We start from the raw sequence: 13156 nt of genomic DNA, 5'->3' as shown, positions 1-13156 counted from the left end.
GTGTACGGATTTGTTCGGCGCGGCGTTCACAATGCGCGATCACGGAACGCCAACCGCTTCACGAAAGACCTCGATGAGCACGACCGCGCCAGCCCGCAGCCCCATCCAGTCCGCCACGCGCAAATGGGAAGACCTGCCGGGCCCCAAGCCTTTGCCCTTCGTGGGCAGCGCCTTGCAACTCAAGCTCGATCAGATCCACCTCGATCTGGAGCGCTGGGCGCAGCAATATGGGCCGGTCTTCAAGGTGCGCCTGGGGGCCGTCGATGTGCTGGTGCTGCGCGATCACGAGGTCATCAACGCCGTGATGCGGGACCGACCGGAAGGCTTTCGCCGGCCCGCCAAGCTCGGTGAAATCGCGCGCGAAATGGGGCTCAAGCCTGGCGTCTTCAACGCAGAAGGCGCGCAGTGGTATGCCCAGCGCCGCATGGTGATGGCGGCGTTTTCGCCCAGCCATGTGCGGGCTTACTTCCCGCTGCTGCTGTCGGTGGCGCAGCGTCTGCAAGGGCGTTGGCAGAAGGCCGCCGCGGCCCACCTGCCCATCGACCTGCAGGCCGACCTGATGCGCTTCACGGTGGACGCCATCGCGGGCCTGGCCTTCGGCGCCGAGACCAACACGCTGGAGTCTGACGAAGACATCATTCAGCACCACCTGGACAAGATCTTTCCGGCCCTGTTTCGGCGCGTCAATTCATTGCTGCCTTACTGGCGCTGGTTCAAGCTGGCGCGCGACCGGGATCTGGAGCGCAGCATCGAAGTGGTCAGCCAGGCCATTGATGGGTTCATCGCGCAGGCCCGTGCCCACATCCAGCAAGACCCCGCGCGTGTGGCGCAACCGACCAACCTGCTGGAGGCCATGATCGTGGCCGCCGACCAGCCCGACAGCGGCGTGAACGACGCCGATGTGGCGGGCAATGTGATGACCATGTTGCTGGCTGGCGAGGACACCACGGCCAACACCCTGGCCTGGGCCATCCACCTCTTGCACCGCAACCCCGACACCCTGCGCCAGGCGCAAGAGGAGGCGCGGGCGGTGGTGGGGCCAGATCTGTCCCAGCTGACCATGGACCACATGGCGCAATTGCCTTACCTGGAGGCGGTGTGCCACGAAACCATGCGCCTCAAGCCCGTGGCGCCATTTCGTGTGGTGCAAGCCCTGCAGGACACCGTGGTGGCCGAGGTGGCCGTGCCGAAAGACACCATCGTCTGGGGCGTGTCCCGCCACGATGCGCTGGACGCAGCCCATTTCCCGGAGCCTGAAAAATTCCTGCCCGAGCGCTGGCTGCAGGCCGACGCGGCGGCGGCGAGCCATGCCAAGCGCGTGTCCACGCCTTTTGGGGCCGGCCCGCGCGTTTGCCCGGGGCGCTACCTGGCCCTGGTCGAGATGAAGTTGGCGCTGGCTACGCTGCTGAGCCAGTTCCGCATTGACGACGTGGCCACACCCGATGGCCAGGAGGCGCGCGAGCTCATGTCCTTCACCATGACGCCGGTGGGTCTGACCCTGAATTTGTCACCAAATTCACCCTGATCCGGGTCTCAAGAAGCGGGCGACGGGACCGATAAAAACCCATCCGCTTCCGAGTCCCTCGCCATGACGACCGCCACAGAGCCCAACAGCATTGACGACATCCTCAGGGAACTGGACAGGGCCAGAAAAAACGGGCCGCTGCACGACATCCTGATCCCCCCTTGTCCTCATCTGCTGACCCGGCTGCAACATGCCATGGCGCAGGCCGAGCCGGATCTCAACGAGGTGGCGCACATTGCCACCAGCGACGTGGCCATGTCGGCCGCCTTGCTGCGCACAGCCAACAGCCCCTTGTATGCCGTGGGCCAGCCCGCCCAGACCATCGGCCAGGCCATGAACCGCCTTGGCCTGGAGCAAACCGCGGCCGTGATGACCGGCTTTCTGGCGCAACGCGCCATCAAGGTCAGCTCCAAACAGTTGATGCGCTTCTGGGAGCGCTGCACCAAGCGTGCGTTGGCCATGTCCTTCATGGCTGGCAAGTTGCCGGGCGTGTCGGCCGATCTGGCGCACACCTATGGCCTGTTCTGCCATGTGGGCATGGCGGTGATGGCGCAAAGCCTGCGGGGCTACCTGAGCACCCTGGTCGAGGCCCATGCCCGCATCGACCGCTCCTTTGTCGAAACCGAGAACGCCAACCACCGGACCGACCATGCCGTGGTGGGCGCACTGGTGTCGCGCGTGTGGCGCCTGTCGCCCACGGTGACGGCGGCCATCCGGCTGCACCACGATCTGGAAGTCCTGGATGAAAGCCGTTCGCAGTCCGAGGTCAACACCCTGATTGCCATGGGACTGGTGGCGGACTACTTCATGCACCGCCACGAGGGCCTGGAGCACGATGTGGACTGGAAGAGCCACAGCGTGGCGTCCATGGCGTGGCTGCAGATCAGTGGCGATGAACTGCTCGCCTGGGAAGAAGAGCTGCGAGAGATCTTCGAAGCGGCCTGATGGCGACCTGATTGGTCTGCGCGCCCCTGGGCTGACGCAACCCTTAACATTCACGCCTCGGCAAACGCCATTTCGGCAGTGAATCAAAGGGAGCCCCCACATGGCCGTATCCAGCTTGCTGGTACTGTTGGACGACATCACGCTCGTCCTGGATGACGTATCGGCCATGGCCAAAGTGGCCGCCAAGAAGACGGCCGGTGTGCTGGGCGATGACCTGGCCCTCAATGCACAGCAGGTATCGGGCATCCGCGCCGAACGCGAACTGCCCGTCGTGTGGGCCGTGGCCAAGGGCTCGGTGCGCAACAAGGTGATCCTGGTGCCCGCTGCCCTGGCCATCAGCGCCCTGGCGCCATGGGCCGTCACGCCCTTGTTGATGGCCGGCGGGGCCTATCTGTGTTTCGAGGGCGTCGAAAAGCTGGTGCACCCCTTCCTGCACAGCGACGACCACGAAGAGGAGGTCCACCGCGAGGCGCTGGCGCATGCCCTGGCCGATGCCGAGGTCGACATGGTGGCCTTCGAGAAGGACAAGATCGAAGGCGCCGTGCGCACCGACTTCATCCTGTCTGCCGAGATCGTGACGATCACCCTGGGCACGGTGGCCGAGGCCTCGCTGCTCAACCAGGTCGTGGTGCTCAGTGGCGTCTCACTGGTGGTGACGGTGGGTGTGTATGGCCTGGTGGCCGCCATCGTGAAGATGGATGACGTGGGCCTGTACCTCAGCCAGCAAGGCGGCCAAGGTGGCCTGGCGGCATCGCGCCGTCAACTGGGCCTGGGGTTGCTGGCCGCTGCGCCCGTGATGATGCGGACCTTGTCTGTCGTGGGCACGGCCGCGATGTTCCTGGTGGGCGGTGGCATCTTGCTGCATGGCCTGCCCGGCGCCCACGGGCTCATGGACGCAGCCGAGCATGCCGCGCAGGGCGTGCCCATGGTGGGCGGGGTGCTGGCAAGCGTGGTGCCGGTGCTGCTCGATGGGCTTGTCGGTATCGCAGCTGGCGCCATCGTGCTGGCCGTGGTGAGCTTGGGGCAAAAGATCATGGGCCTTTTCAGGCGCGGTTGAGCAAGGGTGTCTGGAACGGAGTACAACGCGGCCACCCACTCGGTCACAACCGAGATCACAACCGAGATTCACAAAGAGGAAGCATCATGAGCCTGACCATGTACTCGGCCTTCATCCCCGTGGCCATTCGCACCCTTCACAACCTCTCGGCCATCCTGGCCAAAGGCGCGGCCCACTGCGAGGCCCGCAAGATTGATCCCCATGCCTTCCTGACGTCGCGCCTGTACCCGGACATGTTCCCGCTGGCCCGTCAGGTTCAGATCGTCAGCGACACGGCCAAGGGCGCGGCGGCGCGCCTGGCGGGCATCGAGATCCCTCGGTACGAAGACAACGAGACCACGTTTGCCGAACTGCAAGCCCGTCTGGACAAGACCGTGGCCTTCCTGCAGACCATCCAGCCCGCACAGATTGACGGCAAGGAAGACGCCGACATCGTGCTGAGCTTCCCCACGCGCACCTTCGAGTTCAAGGGCCAGGCTTACTTGACCGGCTGGGTGCTGCCCAATCTGTACTTCCACACCACGACCGCGTACAACCTGCTGCGCCACGGCGGGGTGGAGTTGGGCAAAGCTGACTACCTGGGCGGCGCTTGAGGCGCTTGACTTACTGGCCGTTCGTTTCTGAAGCGGTGGTGGTCGTGACGGGCAGCCACTTGCTCAGCGTGAGCGCCAGGGCATGCCGGTCAAACGGCTTGGTGAGGTAGTCGTCCATGCCGCGTGCCAGGCAGGCCTCGCGGTCGCCTGTCAGGGCGTGGGCGGTCAAGGCCACCACCGGGGTGCGTGCGCGGGCTGTCTCTTCGGCCTCGATGGCCCGCATCAGTCCCACGGCTTCGTAGCCGTCCATCACGGGCATTTCACAGTCCATGAGGACCACGTCGAAGGTGTGCGCCTTGAACAGTTCCACGGCCACCTCGCCGTTGCGGGCCAGCTGGCAGGTCACGCCCAGGCTTTCCAGCGTCATCGAGGCAATGAAGGCATTGACCTCGTTGTCTTCGACCAGCAGCACCTCGCCGCTCAGCTGGAAGCCGGCATCATGCGGGGGCAGGGTGTCATGAAAGCCGCTGTCCTGGCCGCTGGCATCGGTGGGCGACAGGGCTTCGCGGCTGAAGGGTAAGGTCAACTCGATCTGGAAGGACGTGCCCACACCGATCACGCTGTTGACCTGGATGCGCCCGCCCATTTCGTCGATGATCTGCTTGCAGATGGCCAGCCCCAGCCCCGTGCCACCAAAACTGCGCTTGCTGCCTGACTCCACCTGGTAGAAGGGCTGGAACAGGCTGCTCAGTGCGTCATCCGGGATGCCCATGCCCGTGTCGGATACATCGATGGTCAGCCGGGCCATCTCGGCATCCAGCGGCCGGACCGTGGCGCTCACCACCACATCACCTTGCTGGGTGAACTTGACGGCGTTGCTGACCAGATTGAGCAGCACCTGCCGCAACTTGCCTTCATCGGCCGACAAGGTCCGGACGTCATCGGGGATGTCGACCACATGGCCGCGGATGCCGATGCCTTTTTGCTCGGCCGTGGCCTGGAAGGCCTGACAGGCGCTGACGATGGTGTCGCGCGGGTCGAAAGGCGCGGGCGTCAGGCGGATCTTCTGGGCGTCGAGCTTGGCAAAGTCCAGAATTTCGTTGAGGACCTGCAGCAGGTTCTTGGCCGAATCCCTTGCTGACTTGATGAACAGCCGATCCCGCTGGGACAGGGTTTCATCATTGAGCATGCTCAAGGCGCCGATGACCCCGTTCATCGGTGTGCGGATTTCGTGGCTCATATTGGCCAGGAAAGCCGATTTGGCGCGGTTGGCTGCTTCGGCCTGGTTCTTCATCTGCCGCAACTCGGCAATGTGGTTCTTGCGCTTGGATTGCAGAAACAGTTTGCGCTCGCGCAGCAGGGAGAAGCGGTAAAGCAGGAAACCCAGGGCATTGGCCGCGGTGATGTGCACGATCATCCGCTGGTAGGCCGGCAAATCGAGCCGGGTCTGCGCGCCAAAAGCCAGGGCGCCGGCGCCAATACCCACAGCCAGCAATACCGTGGCCACCGCGCCCATGCGGGCAAAACCATATGTCAGGAAGGTGCCGAATACGGCCGAGGATGTCAGGCTCCAGTAAACCGCCATGGGTTGGTTGGCGACATGCCCTTGAAAGGCAATGAAGTCATTGAGCAGCATGACAGAGCCAACCACCAGGGCATAGCTGACCGAATAGTGATCCTTGAAAAAGCGCTTGAAATAATGGGCTGAGATCCCGAATATCAACAGGAATCCGGAAACACCCAGGCGTGCCATTTGAACCACATGATCAAGCGCACGCGCGCCAGAAATGAGGTCAACCAGAACGAACACCAGAAAGTAAATGGCGCTGACGAGCGAGGCCACAAACAGGAAACTGACACCATAGGAGCGGTACGCTGCCATGAAATCAGCTTCGAGGCTTTGATTGGCAAAGCCTCTGTTTCCCAGAGATCTCGAGATGCGCTGCATGAAGTGATCACTCAAAGTCAAACTGCCAGAAGACTTGAAGCCAGGAAAGGCCAGCTATTGTTGACCACGATTAACCTGGGCGACGCACAAGCGGCAATTTATGTTTTAGCGACCTTGGATGTCAAGCATTTAATAACCCTGTAACCAACGCCTTATCCGGTTTTTGGCAAGGGGCAGCGATTCGAGAAACAGGGGTGATAAGGCGCCGGGAAACCGATCGGCAATCTGTCAGACCGCCCGGTGCGTCTGCGCATCGGTTTGGCACAGATGCTGGTAGGCCATCTCGAAATCAATGCCGATATCGGGGTGCCAGATCTTGGCCAGGAAAGGATAGAAGGGCCAGTTCACGGCGCGCCAGGTACTGTCGGCCGTGGCAACCTCCATGAAATACAGTTTGTGCGGCACGTTGTTGACGTCTGGCAGCAAAAGCTCCTTGCCATTGAGCGCATCCTGGAATTGCATGGCCCTGTACATCCGGTCGACAGGGTGGCGGGCCGTGATCAGGACGATATCCATGCCGCAGTGAAAGCTCACCTCGTATATGGCCTTGATCAGTGCCGGGGTGGTCATGCGGCCCTCCGGGCCATTGCAAACTGTCAGCCGGCGAGCTTCCAGCAAATACCGGTTGCGAAAGGGCTCCGGCAATTTGGTTTCATGTTCGATGCTCAAGGCCCTGGCCACATTGGTGACCAGTCGAATGGAACCCAGTAAATGCCCCGTGCTCTTGCTTTCTGCGATGAGCAGGAGGGCGTCGTCCCGCAGGTCGTCGGGTTCGGCTTGCTCCAGCTTTTTGGCCATTTCCGGCAAATGCCGACCATATGCGCGCGATCGCAGCTCCAGTATGCGATCCAAGTCTTCGTGTGGGTTCGCGATGCGCACCCGAAACGGCAGCTCTTCGCATTTTTCAAATGCGACGCCGTAAGGGTGGCTTATGCGTGCTGTCGGTTTAGGCATATCCAACACCTGTCCACTTCCAATGACAACTGAACCCGCTCCACCGATACAGCAAGGGTGGATACGTGGTCTCATGGGACGGAATCAAGACACTGACAGCCGGTGTCCGGACGGGTGCTCAGGCTGTGAACCCTGGCCTCCATACTGATCCCACGAGTGTGGAAAGCATGAAGGATTCAAGTGAAAAAGGCCACCTCGTTTGAAGCGCGAGATGGCCCGTTCCCCTTATTCAGGTGTGGTAAGAAAGTGAAACAAACGCGGGGTGTTTAAGGGCTTGTCTCAACCCTGCAAGGCGTCGTGCAAGGCCACCATTTCCTGGGTCAGTTTGTGGCGCTGGTCCAGGTGGATCATGGGCTTGGCCTGCTGGTGAGACTCCTTGATCTTGACCGATGCGCTGAGGTAGGGCTGCAAGACGGGCAGGCCTTCATCGATCAATTCCTGCACCAGTTTCTGGGGCAGGGATGCACGCGGCTGGAACTGGTTGACCACGATGCCCGAGACCTTGAGGTCCTCGTTGTGATCGGCCTGGATCTCCTGCACGTTGTCCAGCAGGTTGTAGAGCGCGCGGCGCGAGAAGTCGTCGCAGTCAAAGGGGATCAGGCAGCCTTGCGCGGCGATCAGGGCCGAGCGCGTGTAGAAGTTCAGCGCGGGCGGGGTATCGATGTAGATGCGGTCGAACTCGTCGGCCAGATCGGCCAGGGCATCGCGCAGCTTGTAGATCTTGTAGCGCGATTCCAGCTTGGCGTGGAGCTCGTCCAGGCTGGGGTGCGAGGGCATCAGGCGCAGGTTTTCCCAAGGGGTCTCGACCGTGTATTCATCGGCGCGTTTGGGGCGTGCGCTGAACTTCAGGGTCTGGTCGAAGAACTCGGCGGCGCTGATGTCGGCGTCTTCTTGCGGGCCACCCAGCAGGTAGTGCGTGGAGTTGCCTTGCGGGTCCAGATCAACGACCAGGGTGCGCAGACCCTGGCTGGCGCTGATGGCCGCGAGGTTGCAGGTGATGGTGGACTTGCCGACGCCACCTTTCTGGTTGAACACGACATAGCGCATGGCTGTGGACCTTCCTTGGACGCGTTGATGATGGCGACACGGGTGCCGCCTTGGCGTCTATTGTGCACCGCAACAATGCTGGTTCGCGCTTGACCCCGCCTGTGCTCAACGATGTCGGCTGGCGCGTTTGCTGCCTTCGTCGATTTGCTGGACTTCCAGCAACACCGGCAGATCGTGGCGTGTGCCGTCGGCGAGCACCACCGTGCCTTCGACGTGGTGCAGTTTGTCGGACGAGCGTGGCAGTTTGTCGTCGGACAGCAGTTGCAATTCGTGGACGCGGCGCGGGCGCGGCCTCATGTTGACGTCATCGGGCAGCATCACGCACAGGGGCTTGCGCAGCTTGAGGATGACCACAGTTTGTGTCTTGCCGCGTGGGGTGCGCCAGTCGTCGCTGGCCGGGCTTTTGCGCCGCTGGCGGTGGACCTCACCCGCAACGGCGACCGGGTCGCGCTCATAGACGCATTGCTCGGCTCGCTCGGCATGGGCCTGCGTGGCCGCCAGCAGGTTGAGCAGCAAGCAGGCTGCCAGCGGGGCAGCCGCAACGATGTATGGCCTCACGGCGTGACTCCCGTTATTGAATGATGAACATTCAAGTCTAGGAGCCGGTGCCTGTGAGGGCATCCCCCTGTGAAGGGGTGATGTGGCGGATCAGCGACCGGCTTCGGGCAACTCGATCTTGACTTCGAGCACTTCGAGGTTGTCCTGGCGCTCCATCGACACCTTGATGTCATCTGGATTGATGGACACGTACTTCGAAATGACCGCGACCAGTTCGCGTTGCAGATCGGGCAGGTAGTTGGGGCTGGGGTTGCGACCCGAGCGCTCGTGCGCCAGGATCAGTTGCAGCCGCTCCTTGGCCACCGTGGCGGTCTGCTTCTTTTCGCCGAGGAAGAAGGACAGGAATCCCATGGTCTTACTTGCCTCCGAACAGGCGCTTGAAGAATCCAGGCTTTTCAGCTTCGATGAAGCGCAGCGGTTTGTCCTGGCCCAGGAAACGGTCGATCACATCCGAGTAGGCCTCGGCCACGTCGGTGCCCTTCATGTGGATCGCGGGGATGCCCTGGTTGGAGGCGTTCAGCACGGTCTCCGATTCGGGGATCACGCCGATCAGCTTGACGCGCAGGATCTCGTGCACGTCGTCCAGCGACAGCATCTGGCCGCCTTCGACGCGATTGGGGTTGTAGCGCGTGATCAGCAGGTGCTCCTTGATCGGGTCGGCACCGTCTTGCGCGCGCTTGGTCTTGCTGTTGAGCATGCCCAGGATGCGGTCGGAGTCACGCACCGAGGAGACTTCGGGGTTGGTCACCACGATGGCCTCGTCGGCAAAGTGCATGGCCATCAGCGCGCCGGTTTCGATGCCGGCCGGCGAGTCGCACACGATGAACTCGAAGCCCATCTCGCCCAGGTCCTTGAGGACCTTCTCGACGCCTTCTTGCGTCAGGGCTTCCTTGTCACGCGTTTGCGAGGCGGCCAGCACGTACAGGTTCTCGCACTGCTTGTCCTTGATCAGGGCCTGATTGAGGTTGGCCTCACCGTGGATCACGTTGATCAGGTCATAGACCACGCGGCGCTCGCAGCCCATGATCAGGTCGAGGTTGCGCAGGCCGACGTCGAAGTCGATGACGGCCGTCTTGTGGCCGCGAAGGGCCAGGCCGGAAGCGAAGCTGGCGCTGGTGGTCGTCTTGCCGACGCCCCCTTTGCCGGAGGTCACCACGATGATCTTGGCCATGGATGGCGGTCCTTTCAAGTCAGTCTTGTTCAAATGTCGATGGGGTCGAAAACCAGGCGCTCGCCGTCAAGCCGGATCTGGGCCGGCTTGCCTTTGATGTTGGCGGGCAGCGGGTTTTCGGTGGTGCGGTAGGTGCCTGCGATGGACAGCAACTCGGGCTCCATGCAGGTCGAGAAAATGCGGGCCTGGGTGTTGCCCTTGGCGCCGGCAATCGCCTTGCCGCGCAGGGGCGCATAGACGTGGATGTTGCCGTCGGCAATCACTTCGGCGCCGTGGTTGACCACGGCCATGACGATGAGGTCGCCACCCTTGGCGTAGATCTGCTGGCCCGAGCGCAGAGGCTTGTCGATGACCATGGTGGTGGCCGACACCGGCACTTCCACGCGGACCTCGATGGGCACTTCACGTACGACTTCCTTGATGACTTCCTGCACCACGGTCTTGGTGACCGTTTCGGCGCGGGCCGGGGCGGCGTGGCTGTCGGGGGCCTCGCCCAGGCCGGCCTCTTGGGCGGCAGCCGTCTGCTTGACGGTGCCACCGCGCACGGCCACTGGCTTGAGCTTGAAGCTGGTCAGCAGCGTGATCAGGGCGTCGAAGTTGACGGACGCGTCCAGGCTGGCCAGGTGGGTCAGGTCGATCACCACCGGGTCCTGGCTGAAGAAGTCGGGCGTGTCGCCAAAGCGTTCTGCCATGGCCTGGCCCAGAGCCTGGATGTTCCCGGTCTTGAGCACGAAGGCAACCAGGGTGAGCGAGGCGCTCTTGAGGTCGAACAGGGCAGAGGCGTTCGCGGGTGATGCGGCGGACATGGACGACAGGCGCTGAAAAGCCCAGAGTTTAAGGCAAGGGCGGGGCACTTCTGCCTGGGCAAGCCGCGATCTGATCGGGCCAAACCCCGATGGCGGGCCATACTGAGCGCGTCTGCAATGGTTTTGAGGTGCGCGTGGATCGGTTTTTGTCGTCGGATCAGATGGGCCTGGCGGTGGCGCTGGGCGCCGGTTTGCTCATCGGCCTGGAGCGCGAGCGGCGCAAAGGGCAGGGCGACGATCGCCAGGCGGCGGGCCTGCGCACCTTCATGGTGGCGGCGCTGGCCGGCGCGATGGCGCAGATCGTCTCGGTGGCACTGGCCACGGTGGTGCTGGCGGGCGTGGCCTTGCTGGCGGCCTTGGCCTATTGGCGCAGCCGTTCGCGTGATCCGGGCATGACCACCGAGCTGGCGCTGCTGGCCACCACCTTGATCGGCATGCTGTCCGTGTCGCAGCCAGCGCTGGCTGCCGGCTGCGCCGTGCTGCTGGCGGCGGTGCTGGCCGCGCGGGAGCGCCTGCACCATTTCGCCACCGAGTGGCTGAGCGAGCAGGAGCTGCACGACGGCCTGCTGCTGTCGGCCCTGGTGCTGGTGCTGTTGCCGCTTTTGCCGTCTACCCCCTTGAGCTGGCTGGGGCAGCTGTCACCGCAGCGCGTGCTGATGCTGGTGATCATGATCTTGCTGATGCAGGCGGTGGGCCATGTGGCGCAGCGCTTGCTCGGCACGCGTGCGGGCCTGGCCGTGTCGGGCCTGCTGGGCGGATTCGTGTCGAGCACGGCCACGATCAGTGCGATGGGCAGCATGGCCCGGCGCGGCGATGCGCCCATGCGCCTGAGCTGGTGCGCGGCCGTGTTGTCGATGGTCGCCACCTGGGTGCTGATGTTGATGATGGCCTCGGTAGTGTCCCCCCATGTGTTGCAACGGCTGTGGCCGCTGGCCGCGGTGGGGGTGTCCGTGCCCTTGGGGCTGGGCATCTTGCTGTGGCGCCAAGGGGGGCGCGGTGCCCGCCTGGCGCGAGCCGCATACGGTGCTGCGCGTGCGGGAGGCGGCGCTGGTGGCCGGGCTGCTCCTGGGTGGTGCAGTGCTGGTCAGCTTGGCGCGCCAGCACGGCATGGCAGGCCTGATGCTGGGTACCGCGCTGGCGGCCGTGGCCGATGCGCACGCACCCATGGCCACGCTGATGTCGCTGTTTGGTGCCGGCCAATTGAGCGCCACCAACCTGATGGTTGGCTTGCTGGTGGCGCTCAGCGTCAATGGCGTCACGCGCTCAGCGGCGGCCGTGCTGGCAGGGGGCTGGCGCTTCGGGCTGGTCGTGGCCCTGGTGCTGGCGCTCAATATGGCCGTGGCCTGGGCCTTTGTGTTGATGGGCTGATGCGCCTCAGTGCAGGCCCATGCCGCGCTTGAACTGCGCCAGGGTGTCGTTGATGACCACGTCTTCGTTGCTCACCATGTTGTCGTAGCCCTGGCCCGTGGTGAACAGGCGTTCACGGGTTTCGAAGTCGTACACCGTCAGCGCAAACAGGCTGAAGCGGTACCACATGTCCCATTTGCTGATGTAGTTCAGGCGCACGACGATCTTGTTGGCGCGGTCGCCTTCCACCGTGGAGATGCCCGCAATGATCTTGGCCACGGCCGGGCCGGCTTTTTCCAGCCCGCCGGCCTTGTCAAAGCGCACGGCCTTGTAGGCTGGCTCGCTGGCGCCTTTCACGAAGTCCAGCACATGGCTGTGCTTGATCGAGAAGTTGATGTTCTGCGGCAGCGCGCCACCCGTGGCCTGGGCCACCGCGAAGGGGTTGATGGTCTGCTGGATGACGCCGATGATCTGGCCGTCCTTGTCGAGCAAGGGGCCGCCGCTGTTGCCGGGCTGGATCTCGGCCGAGACCTGCACTTGTTTGGGGTCGTCGCGCAGGCCGGTGGCGGCGCTCAAGAGGCCCTTGGTCATGCGGGCGCTGTTGCCCAGCAGGCTGCTCAAGGGGTAGCCGATGGTGAAGACGTCTTCACCCATGTGGTAGTCCTTGTTGACGCTGCGAAAGCTCAGCGAGGTCACGGCCGGGTTGGGCTTGTCGCGTGTCTTGAGCAGGGCCAGGTCGGCGTCCTTGTCAGCCTTGACGACGTCGGCGAAATAGCGGTTGCCATTGAGCGTCACGGTGGCGGTCTTTTCTTCACCCAGCACGTGCGCGCAGGTGAGGATGAAGCCATCGTCGCCGATCAGGAAGCCCGTGCCTTGCGCCCCTTCAATGGACTTGCCCGGCGGGTACACCGTGACCTTGTAGCCCATCTGCTCGAACGCCGTGGCCAGGCGCGGCATGACGTTGCGCGGGTCGGTGTCCGGCGGCAGGAGGTAGAGCTCCTTGTAGTTCGCGTAGTTCTTGGCCTTGAGCGTGGACGACTGGTTCGGGTTGGCCACCAGGCGCGTGGCCGAGGAGCAGCCCGTCAGGTTGAGGCCGGTTGCCACCACCGTGCCCAGGGCAAGCAGGCGCAGCGCCCTGGAGGACATGGCGGACATGGCACCGGCCATGACACGAGAGACAACGGGCGACAAATTCATAGGGCTCCCTGCTGAGACAGTCAAGTTTTGTATCACGCTCACGCGGTCATGTTACAGCGCCTTGACAG

14 protein-coding genes and 1 pseudogene are annotated in these 13156 nt (G+C 63.3%); 7 read left to right on the top strand and 8 right to left on the bottom strand.

Translation table 11 applies throughout. The features are described 5' to 3' along the window. The first annotated feature begins 73 nt into the window (after window positions 1–73). The 4 genes from HY019_RS03780 to HY019_RS03765 all read left to right on the top strand — a co-directional run bounded on the left by HY019_RS03780 (window position 74) and on the right by HY019_RS03765 (window position 4120). Window positions 74–1525, top strand: coding sequence for a cytochrome P450 (locus HY019_RS03780; protein WP_290688455.1), 1452 nt, complete (start codon window positions 74–76; stop codon window positions 1523–1525). A 63-nt stretch (window positions 1526–1588) separates the two neighbouring features. Further along, window positions 1589–2470 (top strand): HDOD domain-containing protein, encoded by an 882-nt coding sequence (locus HY019_RS03775; protein ID WP_290688453.1) that lies wholly within the window; start codon window positions 1589–1591, stop codon window positions 2468–2470. A gap of 100 nt (window positions 2471–2570) precedes the next feature. Further along, window positions 2571–3527, top strand: coding sequence for a DUF808 domain-containing protein (locus HY019_RS03770; protein ID WP_290688451.1), 957 nt, complete (start codon window positions 2571–2573; stop codon window positions 3525–3527). Window positions 3528–3613: 86 nt separating this feature from the next. Continuing rightward, window positions 3614–4120 carry a DUF1993 domain-containing protein gene (locus HY019_RS03765; RefSeq protein WP_290688449.1) on the top strand — a complete coding sequence of 169 codons (507 nt, stop codon included), beginning with the start codon at window positions 3614–3616 and terminating at the stop codon, window positions 4118–4120. Between the two features lie 10 nt (window positions 4121–4130). Here HY019_RS03765 and HY019_RS03760 read toward each other — a convergent pair whose 3' ends face one another. After that, a complete protein-coding gene (locus HY019_RS03760) occupies window positions 4131–5783 on the bottom strand; it encodes an ATP-binding protein (RefSeq protein WP_290688447.1) in 1653 nt (550 codons plus the stop codon). A 30-nt stretch (window positions 5784–5813) separates the two neighbouring features. On the opposite strand from HY019_RS03760, the gene HY019_RS03755 reads away from it, so the two are divergent. Further along, window positions 5814–6152 (top strand): hypothetical protein, encoded by a 339-nt coding sequence (locus tag HY019_RS03755; protein WP_290688445.1) that lies wholly within the window; start codon window positions 5814–5816, stop codon window positions 6150–6152. An 84-nt stretch (window positions 6153–6236) separates the two neighbouring features. On the opposite strand, the gene HY019_RS03750 is transcribed toward HY019_RS03755, so the two are convergent. The 6 genes from HY019_RS03750 to minC all read right to left on the bottom strand — a co-directional run bounded on the left by HY019_RS03750 (window position 6237) and on the right by minC (window position 10544). Next, entirely contained in the window at window positions 6237–6962 is a 726-nt protein-coding gene (locus tag HY019_RS03750) for a hypothetical protein (RefSeq protein WP_290688444.1), read from the bottom strand. A gap of 279 nt (window positions 6963–7241) precedes the next feature. Then, window positions 7242–8009, bottom strand: a complete 768-nt coding sequence (locus tag HY019_RS03745; protein ID WP_290688442.1) for a ParA family protein — start codon at window positions 8007–8009, stop codon at window positions 7242–7244. Window positions 8010–8114: 105 nt separating this feature from the next. Beyond that, a complete protein-coding gene (locus HY019_RS03740) occupies window positions 8115–8567 on the bottom strand; it encodes a hypothetical protein (protein ID WP_290688441.1) in 453 nt (150 codons plus the stop codon). A gap of 90 nt (window positions 8568–8657) precedes the next feature. Next, on the bottom strand, window positions 8658–8918 hold the full coding sequence (minE, locus tag HY019_RS03735; RefSeq protein WP_290688440.1) for a cell division topological specificity factor MinE: 261 nt from the start codon (window positions 8916–8918) through the stop codon (window positions 8658–8660). 4 nt (window positions 8919–8922) lie between these two features. Then, window positions 8923–9738 (bottom strand): septum site-determining protein MinD, encoded by an 816-nt coding sequence (gene minD / locus HY019_RS03730; RefSeq protein ID WP_290688438.1) that lies wholly within the window; start codon window positions 9736–9738, stop codon window positions 8923–8925. Between the two features lie 29 nt (window positions 9739–9767). Further along, window positions 9768–10544 (bottom strand): septum site-determining protein MinC, encoded by a 777-nt coding sequence (gene minC, locus HY019_RS03725; RefSeq protein ID WP_290688436.1) that lies wholly within the window; start codon window positions 10542–10544, stop codon window positions 9768–9770. A gap of 89 nt (window positions 10545–10633) precedes the next feature. Between minC and HY019_RS03720 the strand changes: the two are divergent. Together HY019_RS03720 and HY019_RS03715 are read left to right on the top strand one after the other, a co-directional pair. Then, window positions 10634–11476, top strand: a pseudogene (locus HY019_RS03720) (DUF4010 domain-containing protein); the annotation flags it as partial. Further along, window positions 11451–11912 carry a DUF4010 domain-containing protein gene (locus tag HY019_RS03715; RefSeq protein ID WP_290689156.1) on the top strand — a complete coding sequence of 154 codons (462 nt, stop codon included), beginning with the start codon at window positions 11451–11453 and terminating at the stop codon, window positions 11910–11912. The pseudogene HY019_RS03720 and the gene HY019_RS03715, both read left to right, overlap by 26 nt. Before the next feature lie 6 nt (window positions 11913–11918). Here the strand turns inward: HY019_RS03715 and HY019_RS03710 are convergent, their stop codons facing one another. Continuing rightward, a complete protein-coding gene (locus tag HY019_RS03710; protein ID WP_290688434.1) occupies window positions 11919–13088 on the bottom strand; it encodes a serine protease in 1170 nt (389 codons plus the stop codon). Window positions 13089–13156: the final 68 nt, after the last annotated feature.

Source organism: Aquabacterium sp., assembly GCF_016195855.1.
Lineage (GTDB): Bacteria > Pseudomonadota > Gammaproteobacteria > Burkholderiales > Burkholderiaceae_C > Aquabacterium.
This window is presented reverse-complemented; position numbering and strand designations above follow the sequence as displayed.

Excerpts from the sequence above, each read along its gene's own strand:
- HY019_RS03710 (WP_290688434.1), bottom strand. The coding sequence starts at position 13,088 with ATGAATTTGTCGCCCGTTGTCTCTCGTGTCATGGCCGGTGCCATGTCC.
- HY019_RS03765 (WP_290688449.1), top strand. The coding sequence starts at position 3,614 with ATGAGCCTGACCATGTACTCGGCCTTCATCCCCGTGGCCATTCGCACC.
- HY019_RS03750 (WP_290688444.1), bottom strand. The coding sequence starts at position 6,962 with ATGCCTAAACCGACAGCACGCATAAGCCACCCTTACGGCGTCGCATTT.
- HY019_RS03775 (WP_290688453.1), top strand. The coding sequence starts at position 1,589 with ATGACGACCGCCACAGAGCCCAACAGCATTGACGACATCCTCAGGGAA.
- HY019_RS03780 (WP_290688455.1), top strand. The coding sequence starts at position 74 with ATGAGCACGACCGCGCCAGCCCGCAGCCCCATCCAGTCCGCCACGCGC.
- HY019_RS03715 (WP_290689156.1), top strand. The coding sequence starts at position 11,451 with ATGTGTTGCAACGGCTGTGGCCGCTGGCCGCGGTGGGGGTGTCCGTGC.
- minE (WP_290688440.1), bottom strand. The coding sequence starts at position 8,918 with ATGGGATTCCTGTCCTTCTTCCTCGGCGAAAAGAAGCAGACCGCCACG.
- HY019_RS03770 (WP_290688451.1), top strand. The coding sequence starts at position 2,571 with ATGGCCGTATCCAGCTTGCTGGTACTGTTGGACGACATCACGCTCGTC.
- HY019_RS03745 (WP_290688442.1), bottom strand. The coding sequence starts at position 8,009 with ATGCGCTATGTCGTGTTCAACCAGAAAGGTGGCGTCGGCAAGTCCACC.
- minC (WP_290688436.1), bottom strand. The coding sequence starts at position 10,544 with ATGTCCGCCGCATCACCCGCGAACGCCTCTGCCCTGTTCGACCTCAAG.
- minD (WP_290688438.1), bottom strand. The coding sequence starts at position 9,738 with ATGGCCAAGATCATCGTGGTGACCTCCGGCAAAGGGGGCGTCGGCAAG.